Source organism: Magnetococcales bacterium, assembly GCA_015231925.1.
In the GTDB taxonomy this organism is placed as follows: Bacteria; Pseudomonadota; Magnetococcia; order Magnetococcales; family JADGAQ01; genus JADGAQ01.
Genome location: JADGAQ010000012.1, coordinates 12102 through 29996, shown reverse-complemented (window position 1 = coordinate 29996; position 17895 = coordinate 12102). Strand labels below are relative to the sequence as shown.

Sequence of the window (17895 nt, the reverse complement as noted above, 5' to 3'; positions counted from 1 at the left end):
AGTGAACGGTGCGCGGTTCTGACGCCTCCACGGGGCTCTTTACCGGATTGCTGCTGCTTTCCGGGTATTGCGGCCTCTCCTACGAGGTGCTGTATGGCCGCTTGCTGGGCAATCTGGCGGGAGACCAGTTCGCCGTCAGCGCCTCCATTCTGATCGCCTTTCTGCTGGGCATCGGTTTCGGCTCCCGTAGCGCCCATCGCCTGTGGCCCCACTTGTGGCTGGTGGAAGCGGGCATCGGCCTCTCCGGCCTTCTGCTGGCACTGGGCACCCCTCTGCTGGACGGCCCCCTCCACGACGGTCTGCCCGGACTGATTCCGGGGCTGTTCAACACCGTCGTGGTCTGTGTTCTGGTGCTGGCCGTACCCTCGTTTCTCATCGGCTGTTCCATGCCCCTCTTCGCGGGCTACTGGCAACGTCTGCACCCGGCTCCCGGCTTCTCCTGGGCCTACGGTTTCTACAATCTGGGCGCGGCATCCACGGTTCTGCTCATCGAATTCGTCATTCTGCGTCAGGCGGGCCTGCGGCTGACCATCCTCTCCGTAGCCCTGGTCAACCTCTTCACCGCCTTCGTGTTGCGTTACTCCTTCAACGGCTTGAGAGCCCCGCCCCCCTCCGAGGGAAACAACAACACCGCCCCCCTCTCCCGCTCCCTGCTCGCGGCCCTGCTGGTGGCCAGCCTCGGCTCGGCGGTGTTTCAACTGCTAATGGTCAAACTGGCGGAGTTGCTGCTGGGACCGTTCCGGGAACACTTCGCTCTGGTGTTGGTACTCATCCTGGGGGGATTGGCGGGGGGCGCGGCCCTGGTGGAACGCTTCCGCCTCTCCTTCGCGGGGGCCATGGTCCTGTCCCTGGTCGGTCTGGCCTGGCTGGTGGCAGGATTATTGTGGACCATGGGCCTTTTCACCGCCCCCTGGGTCTCCACAGCCAGCACCCTGTTCGGCGCACCGGCGCTCAAGGGGGTGTTGCTGGCGATTCTCATGGCCCTGCCCGCCCTCGGTTTCGGAGCCACCCTGCCCGCGCTGCTGGCGGATAACCGCCAGGATATCGCCCGCCACGGCGGACATCTGCTCTATCTCGCCTCCCTGGCCAACGTGGCGGGTTTCCTGCTCATGGTCTTCGGACTGCACCCCTATCTGAGTTACGGCGGCATCGTGCTGGCGGTGGCCGTTTGCGCCGCCTCGGCCTGGATGCTGACGGGAAAGGCCCTCCTGACCCATCGTCTGGCGCCGCTGATGCTGTTGGGCAGCGCCTTCCTGCTGCACGGTTTTTACTGGGAGGAGCGGCTGCTCTACCTGGGACACAGCGAACTCCACGAAGGGCGCAACCTGAAAAAAGCCATCAAGCGTCTGACCGGACTCGACATCTTCAAAGGCCCCCAGGATGTCATGGCCATCACCCACTCCGACCGACCCTTCTTTCTGGTCAACGGCTCCATCAGCATTCCCCTCGACTCCGCCGCCGAGGTCATCGTCGGGGCTTTCGCCTCCTCCTTCGCCCCCCGTCCCCATCAGGCCCTGGTTCTGGGGGTGGGTTCCGGCAAGACCGCCAGCGCCGTCACCCAGCTTTTCGACCACACCGACGCGGTGGAGATCAACGCCGCCATTCTCGACAATCTGGCCAAACTGGGGCGATACAATTTCAATCTGCACGAAAAGAAGAATGTCCGTTTCCATCTGGACGACGCCATCCACTTCGTGCGCCATTGCCCCCGACCCTATGACCTGATCCTCAATACGGTGATGACGCCCCTCTATTTCAGCTCCTCCAAGCTCTACACCGCCGACTTCTTTCAGGACGTGGCCCGCTGTCTGGCGCCGGACGGGGTCTACATGACCTGGTTCGATTCAAGCATCGGCGACGAAGGGGCCCGCATCATCCTGAAGACCATCGGGGAGCGTTTTCCCCATGTGCGCATGGGCATGGTGCGTCACAGCTATTTTCTGCTGCTGGCCTCGAACCAGCCGTTGCAACTGCACGGTCCCGAACGGGTTAGGGCCAACGCCGTTCTGTCGGCTCACCTGCTGGAGGAAGAGGAGATCCTGCCGGAGTGGGTGCCTTACGGCCTGCTGCACACCGATCCCGTGGATTATGTGCGCGGCGGGGATGCGCCACTCAACACCCTGGACCATCCGGTGCTGGAGTTTTCCATGGCGCGATTGCGGGAGAAACGGCTGGCCCATTTCAAACAGTGGTTGCTGGAGACCCTGGATCCGGAGAGTCTGAAAGCGGCGTTGGGCGAGGCCCTGCCCTGGAAAGCGACGCAACAGTCCCTTTATCTGGCCAAACGGGACAGCTCCGGGGCCTTCGTGGCCCGTTTCGAGGAGCTGACCCGGCAGCGGCAGCCCGACTTCGATGCCGACAAACAGCGGGAGCAACGTCATCTCCGGACGGAAGTGGCCCGCCGCAGCGATACGGCCAAGGCCTTCACCCGTGCGGCGGAAAGGTTGTTTGAGGATGGCGACCCGGCGGGAGCCATGCCCATGCTGCAGGCGGCGCTGCAACGTCCGGGCAATCAGACCGGACGACTGTTGTACCGCATGGCCCGCTGTCACGAGGCGTTGTCGCAGTGGGACGATGCCATCGACTGGTACCTGCGCGCCATTGAAAACGACGGTTCCCGGACGGTGGCCCGTTTGCGGCTGGGGGAACTGCTGATCAGACAGGGACGGGCGCAAGAAGCGACTCCCCAGCTTCTGCAAGCCCTGGTGGCGGAGGATGACAAGGCCAAACGGCAGGAGATTTACCGGGTGTTGCAGCACGTCGCCCCGGAATCCGGACCACCCACGGAAAAACCTTCTTCGCCGACACGTTGATAGCGCTGCCACACCTGCAAAAGCGCCTTCTCCCACTCACGGGTAAACGCCTTCCCGTCGAAGAGGGCATGCCCCGGACGCACGGATTGCAGCCGTTGCCGCAGGGCCGACAGGCGTTGCGGCTCTTTGGCCAGTTGCAGGGCTTTGCGTCCGTAATCCGCCGGGGAGTCGGTGATCAGCTCGGGCAGTTCCAGCGCCGTCAACAGACTTGCGGAGACCCTGCCGGCGAAGGTGCGACCCTGGCAGGTCAGGACCGGGCAGCCGCCCCACAAGGCGTCGCTGGTGGTGGTGTGGCCGTTGCACGGCAGGGTGTCCAGAGCCAGATCCGCCACGGCGTAGCGGGCCAGATGGGCCTCGTTGGGCAGCGGCGGGGCGAAGATCAGGCGTTCCCCGGCGATTCCCCCCTGTTCGGCCCGCGCCCGCAAGCGTTTTTGGGCATCGGGATGAAACGCCATCAGCCACAGCACCGATCCGGGCACCCGGCGCAGCAACTCCAGCCACAGCCCGAAAAATTCCGGGGTGATCTTGGCCGTCTGGTTGAACGAACAGAAGACGAAACCCTCCTCCGGCAGTCCATAATCCCGACGCGCCCCCGGCGTATCGATACGGCGTCGGCTGTCGTTGACCTGATAACACACCGGCAGGCGGATGGGTTTTTCGTCGAAATAAGGCTCCATCTCCGCAGGCAACACCACCTCATCCGCCAGAATGTAGTCGATGAAGGAGGCGGCCATGGTGCCGGGGTAGGCCAGGAAATTGATCTGGACCGGCGCGGGACGCAACGCCAGAACCGTGGGCCGGGCATCCCGGGTGAAGCCTTTCAGATCCATGAGAATGTGGATGCCGTCTTGACGAATGCGCCCGGCCAGCTCCCGGTCCCCCAGCGCCGCCACATCCACGAAGTGTTCCACCCCCCGGCGGATGCGGGCTCGCAACGGGCCGCCATCCTCGGGACCGAAGGAGTAGGCGAAGACCTCGAACCGCTCCCGGTCGTGGGCCTCGAAAAGCTCGGCGGCCAGCAGGGCGGTAGCGTGCTGATGGAAATCGGCGGATAGATAGGCGATGCGCAGACGGGAGGTTGCCTCGAATGCGGGAAACGGCGGCAGCGGTTCCAGCCGGGCGGCCACCTTTTCCACCCGTTTGGCGTAGTGGCTGGCGCAGAGCCGCTGCTCGGCGGGATCGTTGCACAAGAAGAGGTAGGAAAAGGGGTTGACCTCGGCCACATCCTGGCGCATCTGCCGGGCCAGACGGGGCACCAGTTGATCGAGCCCCTCCCAGTGGGCCAACTGCTGCCGCTGGTGAATCAGATGGATCAGGGCCTCGGTGTGGTCGGGACGCAGGCGCAAGGCCTGTTCGAAGGCCTGTACCGCCCGTTCCACCTCTCCCAGGCGCACCCGCCCCAAACCCAGGTTGGTCCAGGCCAGATAGTGGCGGGGATCGCTGGCCAGACACTTTTCGTAGGCCTGCACCGACTCCTCGTGCCGCTGGCGACGCCCCAGCAGAATGCCGAGATTGTTCCAGGCCTCCGCGTGTTTGTCGTTCACCGCCAGCGCCTTGCGACAGCAGGCGATGGCCTCCTGCTCGCGGCGTTTGACCAGCAGCACCGCCGCCAGATTGGCCCAGGCTCCGGCGTGATCGGGCTCGACCGACAGCAGTTTCAGGTAAAGCCCCGTCGCGGCCTCCAGGTCGCCGGCCTGGTGCCGGGCGATGGCCTCCCGGAACAAGGGAACGCCTTCCATCAGTCTTGCCGGAATAATGCCATATCACTGTCCACCAGCAAGGTGGCGAAGGGTGCGCCACTTGGTCCACAAGCCAAATACGATTGACTGCCGATGGTCACCTGATGGCTGGCATTCACGGTGTAAGCGGCTCCGTCGTAGTTCACCGTGTCGTTTTCCGCCAGCAGCGGCGGATAACCGAAGAGGCTGTACCAGGTCACGGTGACCGTGTCGTTGGCGTCACCGTCCACCAGCAAGACGTTATCGTCGGTTTTGTTCAGCAGATCATCCAGCCGCAGGGAGAGGGAATCGGCTCCCGGAGACGAACTCGCCATATCGATGCGATCGATGCCTTGAACGTTTTGGGCATGCAGATCGAGGGCGTCGCTCGTGCCGTCGAAGAGCAGGGTATCCAGCCCGCTGCCGCCGTCGATCAACCGGTCGTTGGCTTCGAAGTAGAGGATGTCGTTACCGGCCCCGCCGTGCAGGCTGTCGATGCCGGAACCGCCGTTCAGGGTATCGGCTCCGCTGTTGCCCATCAGAAGGTCGTCGCCGCCATAACCCATCAGCGCGGCTGGTGTGGTGCTTCCGCGAAGGAAGTCGTCACCTGCGGTGCCATCGTCGTAAACCACCGGGCGGGACTGGAAGTTGCCGCCGAAGACCACGAAGCTGGAGCCGGAATAATAATCCCCACCAGACGCACCGGGAGCGCCGATCAGGATATCGGCAAAACCGTCGCCGTTGATATCCCCCATGCCCGAAACGGAATTGCCGGAATAGTCGTCGGCATCGACTCCGTCCAGGCGCACCCCGTTGGCGCCGTTCAGGGAGGCCAGGTTAATGATGCTGGAGAAGCTCCCGCCGTGACCGAAGAGGATATAGCTTGACCCGGCATCCGTGGAGACGATATCGGACTCGGGAGCGCCGATCAGCAGATCGTCAAAACCATCCCCGTTGAAATCGCCGATGCCGCTGCTGCCGAGGCCGGCGTAATCGCCACCGTCCACGCCGTCCACGCGGAAACCGTTGTTGCCGTCCAGGCTGGCCAGATCGAAAGTGCCCGTCCAGGTACTCCCTTTACCAAAGACCACGTAAGTCGAACCGCTGTACAAACCACCGGCGTAGTTGTCCCAGGCGCCGATGAGAAAATCGTCGAAACCGTCCCCGTTCAGATCGCCGGCGTTGCCCACGGGCCAGCCGGTGCGGTCACCGCTGTAGATTCCGTCGAGCCGGACGCCGTCGCCGCCGCTCAGAGTGGAGAGGTCGACCGTGGCGGTCCAATCCCCGGAATGGCCGAAGACCAGATAGGCCGCGCCATATTCCGGTCCCACCACGCTGAAACCCGGGGCTCCGACGATCAGATCGGCGAAACCGTCCCCGTTGACATCCCCGGCGCCGGAGACGGCGGAGCCGGTCCGATCATTCGGGGCCGCGCCGTTCAACCGGAAGCCGTCGCTGCCGTCGAAAGCCGCCAACGAAAGGGGTGAGGCGACCGTGCCTTCGTGGCCGAACATCACATAGGCCACTCCGGTATCGATTCCCACACCGCCCGCCGTGGAGTGGGGAGCCCCGATGATGAGGTCGTCGTAGCCATCGCCGTTGACATCTCCCGCCCGACTCACGGAGTCGCTGCTGTGGTCCCCGGCAGATTCTCCCGTCAAACGGAAACCAAGGCTGCCGTTGTCCAAGGTAGAGAGGTTCAGTGTAGCGTCCCAGGTACCACTGCGCCCGAAAACCAGATAGGTGGCTCCAGAATACCCGCTCGCTCCATCCGCCCCGATGAGGAGATCGGCAAAACCATCTCCATTGAAATCCCCCGCGCCGCTGACCGAGTACCCTGCCCTATCCCCACCTACGGAGCCCTCCAGACGGAATCCGTCGCTGCCGTCGAGATTACCGAGCGCGATCTTCGAACCCCATTCGAAGGAGTGACCAAAAACCACATAGACCGCCCCCGATTGGCTACCGTTCGGGTCCGCCCGATAGGCGCCGATTACCAAGTCGTCAAAGCCGTCCCCGTTGACATCGCCGACGATATCCACCGACCAGCCGCTGTAATCGTCGAAGGAAACGCCGTCAAGTCGGAAACCGTTGCCGCCGTTCAGGGTGGAGAGTTCAATAACGGAAGGCCCGGCGAAAGCGATGCCGGATTCGATCTGCAACCTGGCCCCACCCTGGGTGTAAACCTGGTAATCGTGGCCGTTGAGAGTGGTGATTCCGTCCGCTACCCAATCGGCATAGTCGGTGAGATGCACGGCGCTTTCCGCGCCGCCGTTCACCTGCAGGGTGTGGCCCGTGGAGGTGGTGTGCAGCAGGGTCTGCAACGACAGGGTCAGCCGATTGCCCGTGCCCTGGCTGCCCAGATCGATTGCATCGATGTTCGTTATGCGTCCCAGCATGGCGGAATCGGTCAGGTCGAGATGCAGATCGCTGCCGGCGAGCGTCAGGGTATCCGTTCCGGTTCCGCCGTCGAGGGATTGGAACCCGGTATCGGTGACGACCAGGAGATCATCTCCCGCCCCGCCACGGAACACATCCGCTCCGCCGCCACCGGTCAGGGTATCGTTGCCGGAACCGCCCTGCAGATACTCGGCGGCGGCAGTGCCGGTGGTGACCAGAGTATTGCCGCTGAAATTGCCGCCGAAGAAAACGTAGCTGGATCCCGAGTCACTCCCTCCAAAATCCGCCGTTTGAGCCCCAACGACCAGATCGTCAAAACCATCCCCGTTTACATCGCCTGCGCCACGAACGGAATGTCCGAACCAATCCCAGGATGCCGACCCGTCCAGAAGACGGAAGCCGTCGTTGCCGTCAAGCGCGGAGAGATCCAATGTCGCGGTAAACCCGCTCCCCTTGCCGAAAACGATATAGCTGGCTCCCGCATAGTCCCCTCCAACATGCGCCGCTTGAGCCCCGACGATCAGATCGTCGTAACCATCCCCGTTCACATCCCCGGCACTGCTCACGGAATTGCCGCTGTTGTCGAAAGCATCCACCCCATCGAGGCGGAAACCGTTGCTGCCGTCAAGAGAGGAAAGATCCAAGGTGGCGGCAAAACCACTTCCGGAGCCAAAAACGACGTAGCTGGTTCCGGAGTCTTGTCCTCCGGAATCCGCAAATACGGCCCCGATAATCAGATCATCGTAACCGTCACCGTTCACATCCCCGGCGCCGCTCACGGAAATGCCGCTGTGGTCAAAGGCCAGCACGCCATCGAGGCGGAAGCCATTGCCACCATCGAGACCCGACAAATCCAGGGTCGAGGCGAAGCCGCTCCCCTTGCCGAAAACCACATAGCCGGACCCCGAATCACTTCCCCCGTCATTCGCTGCATGAGCCCCGATGATCAGATCGTCGTAACCGTCCCCATTCACATCCCCGGCATTGCTCACGGACAGGCCGCTCTGGTCACCGGCGGCCACCCCGTCCAGGCGGAAGCCGTCGCTGCCGTCAAGGGTGGAAAGAGACAGGGTCGCGGCGAAGCTGCTCCCCTTGCCGAAAACGACGTAGCTGGCTCCCGAACCGCTTCCCCCCGGACCCGCTCCATAAGCCCCGACGATCAGATCGTCGTAACCGTCACCGTTGACATCTCCGGCACCGCTCACGGAAAAACCGCTCAGATCCCCAGCCGATACCCCGTCCAGGCGGAAGCCGTCACTGCCGTCAAGCGCGGAAAGATCGAGCGTCGCGGTATAACCGCTCCCCTTGCCGAAAACGACATAGCTGATTCCGGGATCGTCTCGGGATCCGATGATCAGGTCACCGAATCCGTCCGCGTTCACATCTCCGGCCCCATTCACCGACCAGCCGGTATCATCCCCCGAGGCCACCCCGTTCAGACGAAAACCGTTGCTGCCGTCGAGGCTCGACAGATCCAACGATGCGGCAAAACCGCTCCCCTTGCCGAAAACGACGTAGGCGACTCCCGCATCGCTTGCCCCCGCATAGATGGCTCCAACGATCAGATCGTCGAAACCGTCACCGTTCACATCTCCGGCACCGCTGGCGGAAAATCCGCTCTGATCCCCAACCGCCACCCCGTCCAGGCGAAAACCGTTACTGCCGTCCAGAATGGAGAGATCGACAGAAGAAAGCATGGCGGGCGGCCCGGATACGGCAATCGCCTGGGCAACCTGGAGGGTCAACCCCGAAGCGACATAGTTGCGATAAGTGAGCCCACCGATGATCTCCTGGCTCGCAAGCTGCCAGTTGGCGCTGTCGGTAACGATCAGCGTATCGTCGGCGTCACCGTCGATAACCACCGTGATGTCTCCGGCAATGCGCTCCAGGCCGAGCCGGTTCAGGAGCAGGGTGTTGCCGCCGCTGCCGGAAAGATCAATGCCCTCCAAACCGGAGATCCGGCCTGCCGTTGCGGGAGCGGTCAGATCCAGACTCAGGCCGGTTCCGTCCAGATGCACGGTGTCCCAACCATTACCGCCGTCGATGCGGAAAAAGGTGGTATCGGAGACATAAATCTCGTCATCACCGCCACCGGCACGAATCACATCGGCCCCGCCCATACCGAACAGGGTTTCAGTCGCGGAAGTGCCGATCAACAGGTTGGCGCCGGCATCCCCCGTTCCCCCCAGCCAGGTCAGGCCGTTGCTACCGCCATACAGGACGTAGGCGCTGCCATAGTGGTTCGCACCGGCATAAGGCGCACCGATAATGACATCATCCCAACCGTCGCCGTTGAAATCCCCGGCGGAACCCACCCAACCCGCCTGATCACCGGGGTCCGTTCCATCCAGGCGGAAGCCGTTGCTGCCATCCAGGGAGGAGACGGCCAGAGTGGGTGACCAGGCGCCCCCGTGACCAAAGACCAGGTAGGCCGCGCCGTAGTCCGTGTTGCCCCCGACATCGTTGGCCCGGTTGGCCCCGACGATCAGATCGTCGTAGCCGTCGCCGTTGAAGTCTCCCGCCGAAGAGACGGTCCGTCCGGCGTAATCCACGTCATGCAGGCCGGTGAGGACAAAACCGTCATACACGTTCAAACCCCCGAGGGAGAAGGAACCGGCACTGCCCCACTGGGAACCGCCAAACACCACATAGGTCACACCCGCACTGTTGAAGGCTTCCGGAGTGCCGATGAGCAGATCCTCGAAACCATCGCCGTTGAGGTCTCCCGCCGAAGCGATGGAGGTGCCCGTGTAATCGTCGGCAGCCACCCCCATCAGGATGACACCCGACTCGGCATACGGCTGACCCAGATTCCCGAGGGAGGTGGTGGGATTGAAGGTGCCGTCGCGACCGAAAACCACATAAACCTTACCCGCATACATGGTATCGTCGGGCAGCCAGGCGGAAGGCGCGGCAATGGCAAGATCGTCGAACCCGTCGCCGTTGAAGTCGAAACCTCCGGTTACCGAGCTTCCCGCCGCATCCGCCGAATACTCTCCAACAAACATGGTCCCGCTCTGACCATCGAGGGTGGTCAGATTGAAGCTGGCGTTCCAGGTTCCGGTGTGGCCGAAAAGGAGGTAGGCGGTTCCGGATTGAATCCCGTCAAACCGTCCATTCACACCACCGATGAGTAGATCGTCGTAGCCATCGGCGTTGAAATCACCTGCGGAACTCACGGAAAAGCCACTTAATTCGGAATCGTTCAGTCCCTCGACGCTAAAACCGTCGCTGCCATCCAAGAGGGTGAGGTCCACCGATCCGTTCCAGGGGCCTTCCTTGCCGAATACAATATAAGTCGTTCCACCTCGGAAATAGGCGCCCGTGGTCCTGGGAGCCCCGATGGCGAAATCGTCAAAGCCATCCCCGTTCAGATCACCGATACCCTGTACGGCCATGCCGAGACCATCCAGGGAACTGCCCGCATCAAAGCGCACGCCAAAAACACCGTCCATGCTGCCGAGCTGCATCGGACTCGTCAGGCCCGCTGCGCCGCCGAAGATCAGAAAAACGGCATTGTTGGCGGAACCGTCGTATTCCGAGGAGCCGACGACCAGATCGGTGAAGCCGTCGCCGTTGACATCGCCGACTGCCGTCGGCGACCAACCCAGATGGCTGGATTCAACGCCATCCAGACGAAAACCGGCTGTCCCGTCGAGGCTGGAGAGATCCACCGAGGCCTGGATCACCTGGACCCCGGACTGGATCATCAGCAGGGCTCCGTCGCTGGAGAAGGTCTGGTAGACGGTGCCATTGGTTTCATAGGAACCGTTGCCGGTCCATTCATCCATCAGGCGAACGGAAGCCGGACCGGTCGCGTCGTAAGTGACCACCAGGGTATTGCTGGTGGAACTGGCTTCCAGCACCTCCCAACGGGAGAGGATGAGCTGATTGCCACCTCCGGATAGATGGACGATTTCGATATCCTCGATACGCCCCTGGGTCGAATCGGTCAGATCCAGGGAGACGTTGCCCGTCAATTCCAGGGTGTCGACGCCCCCGCCGCCATCCGCCAGGCCAAAACCGGCTTGACCGACGGCGATGGTGTCGTGACCGGCCCCGGCCCGGATCACTCCCGTTCCGGCAAGCGAATCCGCCCCATCGCTGCCCAGAATGGTCGAAGCGATGCTGTGGCTGCCACCGAAAACCAGATAGGCCACGCCGGAATCGGTGCCGACGAGATCGGCCCGCTGTGCGCCAAGAAGGAGATCGTCCTGCCCGTCACCGTTGAAGTCGCCGCCTCCGGAAGCGGAATAGCCGCTCCAGGTGGTCAGGCCGGCATCACCCGTCAGAACGAATCCGCTGCTGCCGTCCAGGCTGGCCGGCGTCATCAGGGCATCCCAGGTTCCGGTATGCCCGAAGATCACATAGCTGTCACCCACGGCGCTGTTGACGCCCGTGGCGGAGGTGATCAGATCGTCGATGCCATCGTTGTTGAAATCACTCGCCGAGGCCACCGGATGACCCATCCAGTCTCCGGCGACAAGGCCATCGATGCGGAATCCGTTGGTCCCATCCAGTTCGGACAACAACAGCGAGGAGGCCCATCCGGAGGCGGCTCCGAAGACCACATAGGCGGAACCGGCGGAAGCAACCCCATCCGGATCGGCAGCCCAAGCCCCGATGAAGAGATCGGCAAAACCGTCGCCGTTGATGTCGCCCGCATTGCTCACGGAGTAACCGGTCTGATCTCCGGAGCCGATGCCGTAAAGGGCAAACCCGTTGGAGCCGTTCAGAGCGGAAAGGGAGACGAGCGGATCCCAGGTCGCAGCGTGGCCGAAGACCACATAGGCCGCACCGCTGTCCACAGCCCCTCCGTCCGCTTTGGGCGCCCCGATGAGCAGATCGGCATAGCCATCCCCGTTGACATCCCCCGCGCGGCTGACCGCATAGCCACTATCGTCGTACTCGGCGACACCGCGAATCTTGAAACCGCTGGTGCCGTTCAAGTCCGAGAGATCCATCGAGCCCATCCAGGATCCGGCATGGCCGAAGACCACATAGGTGGCGCCGTAATCGTAAAGTTCGGAACCGGCGGCCCCCCAGGCCCCCACCAGAAGATCGTCGAAACCATCGCCGTTGATGTCGCCGGCGCTATCCACAGCATAACCGGCGTAGTCATCCGCCAATTCGCCCAGCAGACGGAAACCGTCCGCGCCGTTCAGGGTGGAAAGCTCCAGCAAGGCATTCCAGCTCCCGGAATGGCCGAAGACCACATAGGCCGCTCCGGAATCGGCATAGGCCCCGTCAACCAGCCGGGCCCCGATGAGGAGGTCGGCGAACCCGTCGCCGTTGACATCCCCCGCGCCCCGAACCGAATAGCCGCTTTGGTCTCCCGCCGCGACGCCGGCCAGACGGAAACCATTGCTGCCGTCCAGCGCCGACAGATCCAGTTGGGAAAGAGGTGTGCCCGACGAATCGGCGTGGCCGAAAACCACGTAAGAGACCCCGGCATTGACCATCCCCCCGACATCGGCCAGTTTGGCGCCGATCAGCAGATCGTCGTAGCCGTCACCGTTGAGATCCCCGAGGAAGTCCACCGACCAGCCGGCCTCATCCCCCGACGCCACGCCGTTGAGCCGGAAACCGGTTGCACCGTCAAGAAGCGCGAGATCGACACTGGCCGGAAAAGTGCTGCCGCCGCCACCCTGATTGAACTGGGTGGCCAGTTCATAGACCTGGGAGCCCTGGGGAGTCCACACCGAAAACCACTCCACATCGAGCAGATCAATGGTGGCATCCCCCGATTGACCGGCATCGGAAGTGGTGACCACCTGATAATCCCAGGACTGGCTGGCGGCGTTATCCTTGGTGATAACCGCCACTTCATCGCCGTTGAGGTAAAAATGCAGCTTGCCGCCACCGTCCAACTGGGTGGTCAACGGCCCCGACTGCTCGCGAATGAAATTGTTGGCCAAAGACAGCGTATCCATGCCGATACCGCCATCGACCCAGCTGTGGCCCGCACCCCAGACGGAAAAATAGTCGCTGCCCCCATTGCCGTACAGCGTGTCGTTGCCGTTGGAAACATCGATGCTGTCGCCTTCTTCGGAGCCGTAAACCGTGTCGTTGCCTTCGCCCGGCCAGACGATCAGATGATACCCGTAAGGATAACCGGGCAAGGTCAGGGTATCGTCAAAATCCGAACCGGTGACCACATGTTCCGGGTGGATGGCATCGATGAAGGTTCCACCGACCAGGGTGATTGCCCCCTGGGTATTGGAGAGGGTGTGCCCCTGAGCGTCGGTCAATTCAAAAACCAGCTTTTCGAAACCGGTCAGATCCTTGATGAACTCGTTAGTGCCCGACACCACTTCATAAAGGATGACCGCGCCGTTTGCGTTGATCACCTGGAAACCGCGCGATCCGAGGATCAAGTCAAAATTACCATCGGGATTCAGACCACCCGACAGGTATCCCTGACCACTTCCATCCACGATGGAAAAAGCCAGGACGTCCCGGTCTCCGCCGGAGCCGGGAGTCAGATAGGCCAGGGCATCCGACAGGGAGGTCGGCGTACTCCAATCGGCCCAGGTGTCCGGTTGCACCCAGTCATTGCCGGAGGTTCCCACGGAAACTTCCGCACCATACAGAAACTGACTGGCCACCACATCGCCGGTCCGGGTAATGCCCAGAAAGGCGTCGCTCTGGTTGGAAACCCCCTGAATGGTATCCCCGCCGCCCAGATAGAGATTGCCCACGGCAATCTGACCCGAATCCGCATCCTGGCTGTTATAGGAGAAGATCAACGTGTTGCCGCCGTCTCCCGACACATAATCCGCCAGAACGGTTTTATATCCCCCGGTACTGCCCAGCACCAGTTGCAGATGCGGTGTGCCCGTCACCGACACCGCCTGATCGAAGGTGAGGACCACATCGAGGTCATCGCCCACCCGGAAGAGTGACTCTTCCACGTAGCGAACCTCCATGACGTAAGGCTGATGGTTGCCGAAGTCGGGGGCACCGGAAATCGGCGCATAATCCCAGACGTGGGGAATCGTCGGATCTCCCGCAACCGAGGGGGTCAGTACGGCAACGTTGTTCCCGTTGAGATTATTGATGCTCCAGGTTCCCTTCGAGGAGAAACCGGCCAGGCTGTTGTCGAAGGTGCCGTTACTGATGCCTTGTCCATTGACCTCGATATTGTCGATCGACACCGTCGAGGAGAGGGAGCTGTCCCGAACGTTGGTCACACCGATGGCCACGGTTCCGCTGAAAGCACCCGGCGTCCAGGTGAAGGTCCGCCAGCCGCTGTCGCCGTAGTTGCCCACCTGGGCCACATCCGAGAGAATCTCCTGTGCGCCGTCGACACCCAGGAAAAAGACGAAGTCATTGAAAGGCAGGTAGTCGGCAGCCTTGAAGTCCCAGTCGAAGCTGAGGGTATCGCCATCCGCCAGAGTCACATCGAAAGAGAGGACGGAATAGTTGATAATGGGCGTATGAGCCGGCACTGCGGTTCCGGAGATGAAAATCGTGAAACCTTCCGAAACCGGCTCCCCGATCCCGTCATCCGCTGTCAGCTCGATCTCCAGATCGGAGGCCCCGTAAGGAACGGTGCCGGAGAAGGTGCCTGTGACCGGATCGAGAGCAAGCCATTGCGGCAGAGGGGACCCATCGTCCAGAGTCGCGGTGTAGGTCAGGGAATCACCGTCGCCATCGAAAAAGCTGCCGTCAGCAATGGTGTGGCTGTGCAAGCCGACACTGCTCCAGTAGACATCCGAAAGGGGAACGACCAGTGTCGGGTCGTCGTTGACGTTGGCCACGGCGGCGCTGGCGGCGCTGAGCAGCACTTCCTGGGTTCCGTGGCCATCGATATAGGAGGCCATGGCCCGGATGTAATAGCCCACATCCTCCTGAATCGGCACATAATGATCTTCCGTGGCGAGATCGATGATATCCCAGGAGATGCCATCCCCGGAACGCATCCACAGGAAGGTGAAATCGCCGACCCCGTCCCCGTCGGAGATGGCGGAGACATCGGCTTCGAGGCTCTCCCCTTCCATCGGGGAGCCGGAAAGGGTCAGGGTGCCGCCGGGAGGGGCGTTGGTGCCGTTTTCATCCCCGATGGGTGAAGCCACCAGTTCCAGGGTATAGGAGGAGTTCTCCAGGGGGCTGAACACCTCGACCCAATAGGTGCCGGCTTCCAGGTCGATGCGTATGGCCTCGGAGAGACCATCCGTGGCGGAGTAATCGATGATTTGTTCATCGGCGTTCAGCAGATAGATATCCGCATCGCCGCCACTGGTGTTGAAGTCGGCAAGGAACAGCGCCACCTGACCGTCTTCGCTCAAGTCGAAGCGATAAAAATCACTGGCCTGCTGAAACGAGACGCTCCCGGTAAGCGTGACGTGATCCCCCAGGATATCTCCCTGATCGCTCGCCGTTTCGAAGCTCTCACCCGGATTGTTCGTGCCCTGGAACAGGGTATCGATGCTGGAGGTATCCGTGGTGACATCCTCACCGGTGGTGTCGTTTCCGGTGGTCTGATCAAACGCATCGGCGGCGGCGGTCTCCTGCTTGACCTGGGTGACCAGGTTCGATTCCCGGGTCAGGGCCTCCTTGAAATGGGCCAGGGCCTGCTGGGCGGAAACCACTTCCGTCTTGCCAAGGGTGGATTGGAGAAAATTCCCCAACCCGGAATTCTTGGCGAGAAACTGGTCGGGACTGGTCCCGAAATCGACGTTGACGTTCTCGGCGGCCTGTTGCACCCCGGTGCCGATGGTGATGCCGTTGGAGGGATCACCGTCCGCGTCGAGGGTTTGCAACAAGCGCAGCATGTTGGCCGCTTTGGTCGCCCCGCTCTGATCCTTGGAGTCGACCAGCGAGAAGGGGGTGATGATGCCGCCGCCCTTGCTGGAACCCAAACTGATGCCGCCGATGGAGAAGGAGAGGGTATCCCCCGCCTTGTAATAAAAGCGGCCCTGGGAATCGGTAACGCCGTTCTGCCCCGATGAGGAGCGCACCGTGATACCCTGAACCAGGTCATCCAGAAAATAGCCGACCTGGAGCAGGGAGAGATCCACGGTGCCGCTGGCCGAAGCCCCCTTGGCGTCGGTGGCGGTCAATTTGAGAGAGAAATCACGGGTACCATACAAGGGGGTGCCGGAAAGTACACCTGTTTTGGAGTTGAAACTCAGCCAGGAGGGCAAAGCCTGTCCGTTGCCCAGCGTGGCGGAATAGGTCAATACATCGCCGGCGTTGGGGTCACTGAAGTAGGTGGCGAACGATCCGGTATAGGACTGGGCCGTCACCATGGCAGCCTTGAGGGAACTCCCCGAGAAGACCGGGCTCAGATTCAGCACGGGCGGCAGATCGATGATCGTCTTGATCGTATCCGTCAGTTGCGTCGTGGTGGTTGCATTCTCCTGGGAGGAGAGATTGGTCGTCTGCTCCCCCGTACCGCTCGATCCGGACGTGAACGAAGTGGTCGTGGTGGTGGTATTGGAGAGCGCAAGCGGATCGTTTGAGCGGTTCCCGGACAATTGCAGAACCTGGTTATAGCTGGAACTCAACATATCGTCCCGCATGAAATCGGAAGTCAACGTAGAGGTGTCCGAAGCCGACTGGGTGGTGTGACGGGTCGTCGAGCCACCCTCTTCCAGGGCATGGCGCTGAATGCCGTCGGAGTGGCTGTCCGAGGTGGCCACATCCTTGCCGCCTTCCTTGTGGCCGGCGGAATCGTCTGCCTTGACAGACGACTTGTCGTCCTGATCCGCATCGGCCTTCTTGTCGTCGTGTTTCCGATCCTCTTCCTTGCCCTTCTCCTCCTTGCCCTTCTCTTCGCCCTTGCCCTCCTCCTTGCCCTTTTCCTCGCCCTTGCCCTTCTCCTCGCCCTTACCCTTGCCCTTCTCCTCCGGTTTCGCCCCCGCGTCACCCTCTTTTTTATCCTGACGGTTCGGGTCGTCCTGGCGCTGTTTTTCAACCTCCTTGGCCTTGAGCAGTCCGACCTCGGAAACCTGATGGTGCAACCGCTGGATCAACTCCGCCGGCGCCTTGAAAACCGGCAGGGGGGGCCCACCGTCAAAATGCACCACCGTGGCGGTGCCGGGTTCCAACAAGGTGACGCTGCCACGGCCCAGGGCATCGGCGATATCCAGCACGCCGGAGCTGTGGACTACCGTGGTATCCCCCTGGAGGGTCACTTCCCCCTCCAGTTCACTGCCTCGAATGCCGATGGTGGCGGTGGGGGTCTTGATGACGGAGTGGCGTCCCTCCTTGAGATGAGCCAACTGCCCGCTGGAGTAGCGGAACATGCCGGTCACCACCGAGGCCCCGAAGGCCCCCTGGGCCGCTTCGGGACGGAAAACGTAGTGGTCCACCACCGCCCGGGCCTGCTCGCCGAGCTGAAAGACCGTCCCATCCTTCAGGGTGAACTTGACCAGGCTCTCCTCCGCAGTACGAACCTGATCCCCTTCCCGAACCGCGTCGCCCTCCTTCAGTTGCCGGGTGGCGCCATCCTTGCCGGTCACCGTGACCCGCCCCACCAGGATCTCCGCCTGACCGATGACATCGCCCCCCTCCCCCTCCGGGACGGGCCCCGCCAGATGGACCGCTCCTCCGGGCAGAGCCAGGGCCGATACCGTCTCGAAGGTCAGGGCCGCACCGTTGGCCAGTACCAGCGCGGGAGGATCAGCCCGGGCGAAATAGCCCTCGATGCGGATCGATTCGCCTTGCGGATTGGTGATGAGCAGATCCGTACCCAGCCGCTGATAATCGCCCTGCAACAGATAGGAGGCATCCGGCAATTGCAGGATCTCCTGGCCCGGCAGCAGAGAAATACCTTTCTCCTTTACCCACAGTTGTGGAAAAACTGCCGAAGAGGAAGAATGGGAAGGGGTGGCGACCATGGGGGCTATCCCTGAAAGTGGAAATTGGCCTGGAGCGGCTCTGCCGCATACGTGCGCACAGTACAGGAAATTGTGGCAACAATAACTCAGTTTGGCAATATTTTTGACGGATTAGAC

The 17895-nt window shown here is 62.0% G+C and carries 3 protein-coding genes; 1 reads left to right on the top strand and 2 read right to left on the bottom strand.

What is annotated here, in order from left to right; translation table 11 throughout:
• Positions 1-8 precede the first annotated feature (8 nt).
• Positions 9-2813 (top strand): tetratricopeptide repeat protein, encoded by a 2805-nt coding sequence (locus HQL56_02870; protein ID MBF0308461.1) that lies wholly within the window; start codon positions 9-11, stop codon positions 2811-2813.
• On the opposite strand, the gene HQL56_02865 is transcribed toward HQL56_02870, so the two are convergent.
• On the bottom strand, positions 2741-4552 hold the full coding sequence (locus HQL56_02865; GenBank protein ID MBF0308460.1) for a tetratricopeptide repeat protein: 1812 nt from the start codon (positions 4550-4552) through the stop codon (positions 2741-2743). The two genes, HQL56_02870 and HQL56_02865, sit on opposite strands and share 73 nt — an antisense overlap.
• The gene (locus HQL56_02860) at positions 4552-17778 is read right to left on the bottom strand and encodes an FG-GAP repeat protein (GenBank protein MBF0308459.1); all 13227 of its coding nucleotides are present in this window, start codon (positions 17776-17778) and stop codon (positions 4552-4554) included. The genes HQL56_02865 and HQL56_02860 overlap by 1 nt, the downstream gene beginning before the upstream one ends.
• Positions 17779-17895 lie beyond the last annotated feature (117 nt).

Excerpts from the sequence above, each read along its gene's own strand:
- HQL56_02865 (MBF0308460.1), bottom strand. The coding sequence starts at position 4,552 with ATGGAAGGCGTTCCCTTGTTCCGGGAGGCCATCGCCCGGCACCAGGCC.
- HQL56_02860 (MBF0308459.1), bottom strand. The coding sequence starts at position 17,778 with ATGGTCGCCACCCCTTCCCATTCTTCCTCTTCGGCAGTTTTTCCACAA.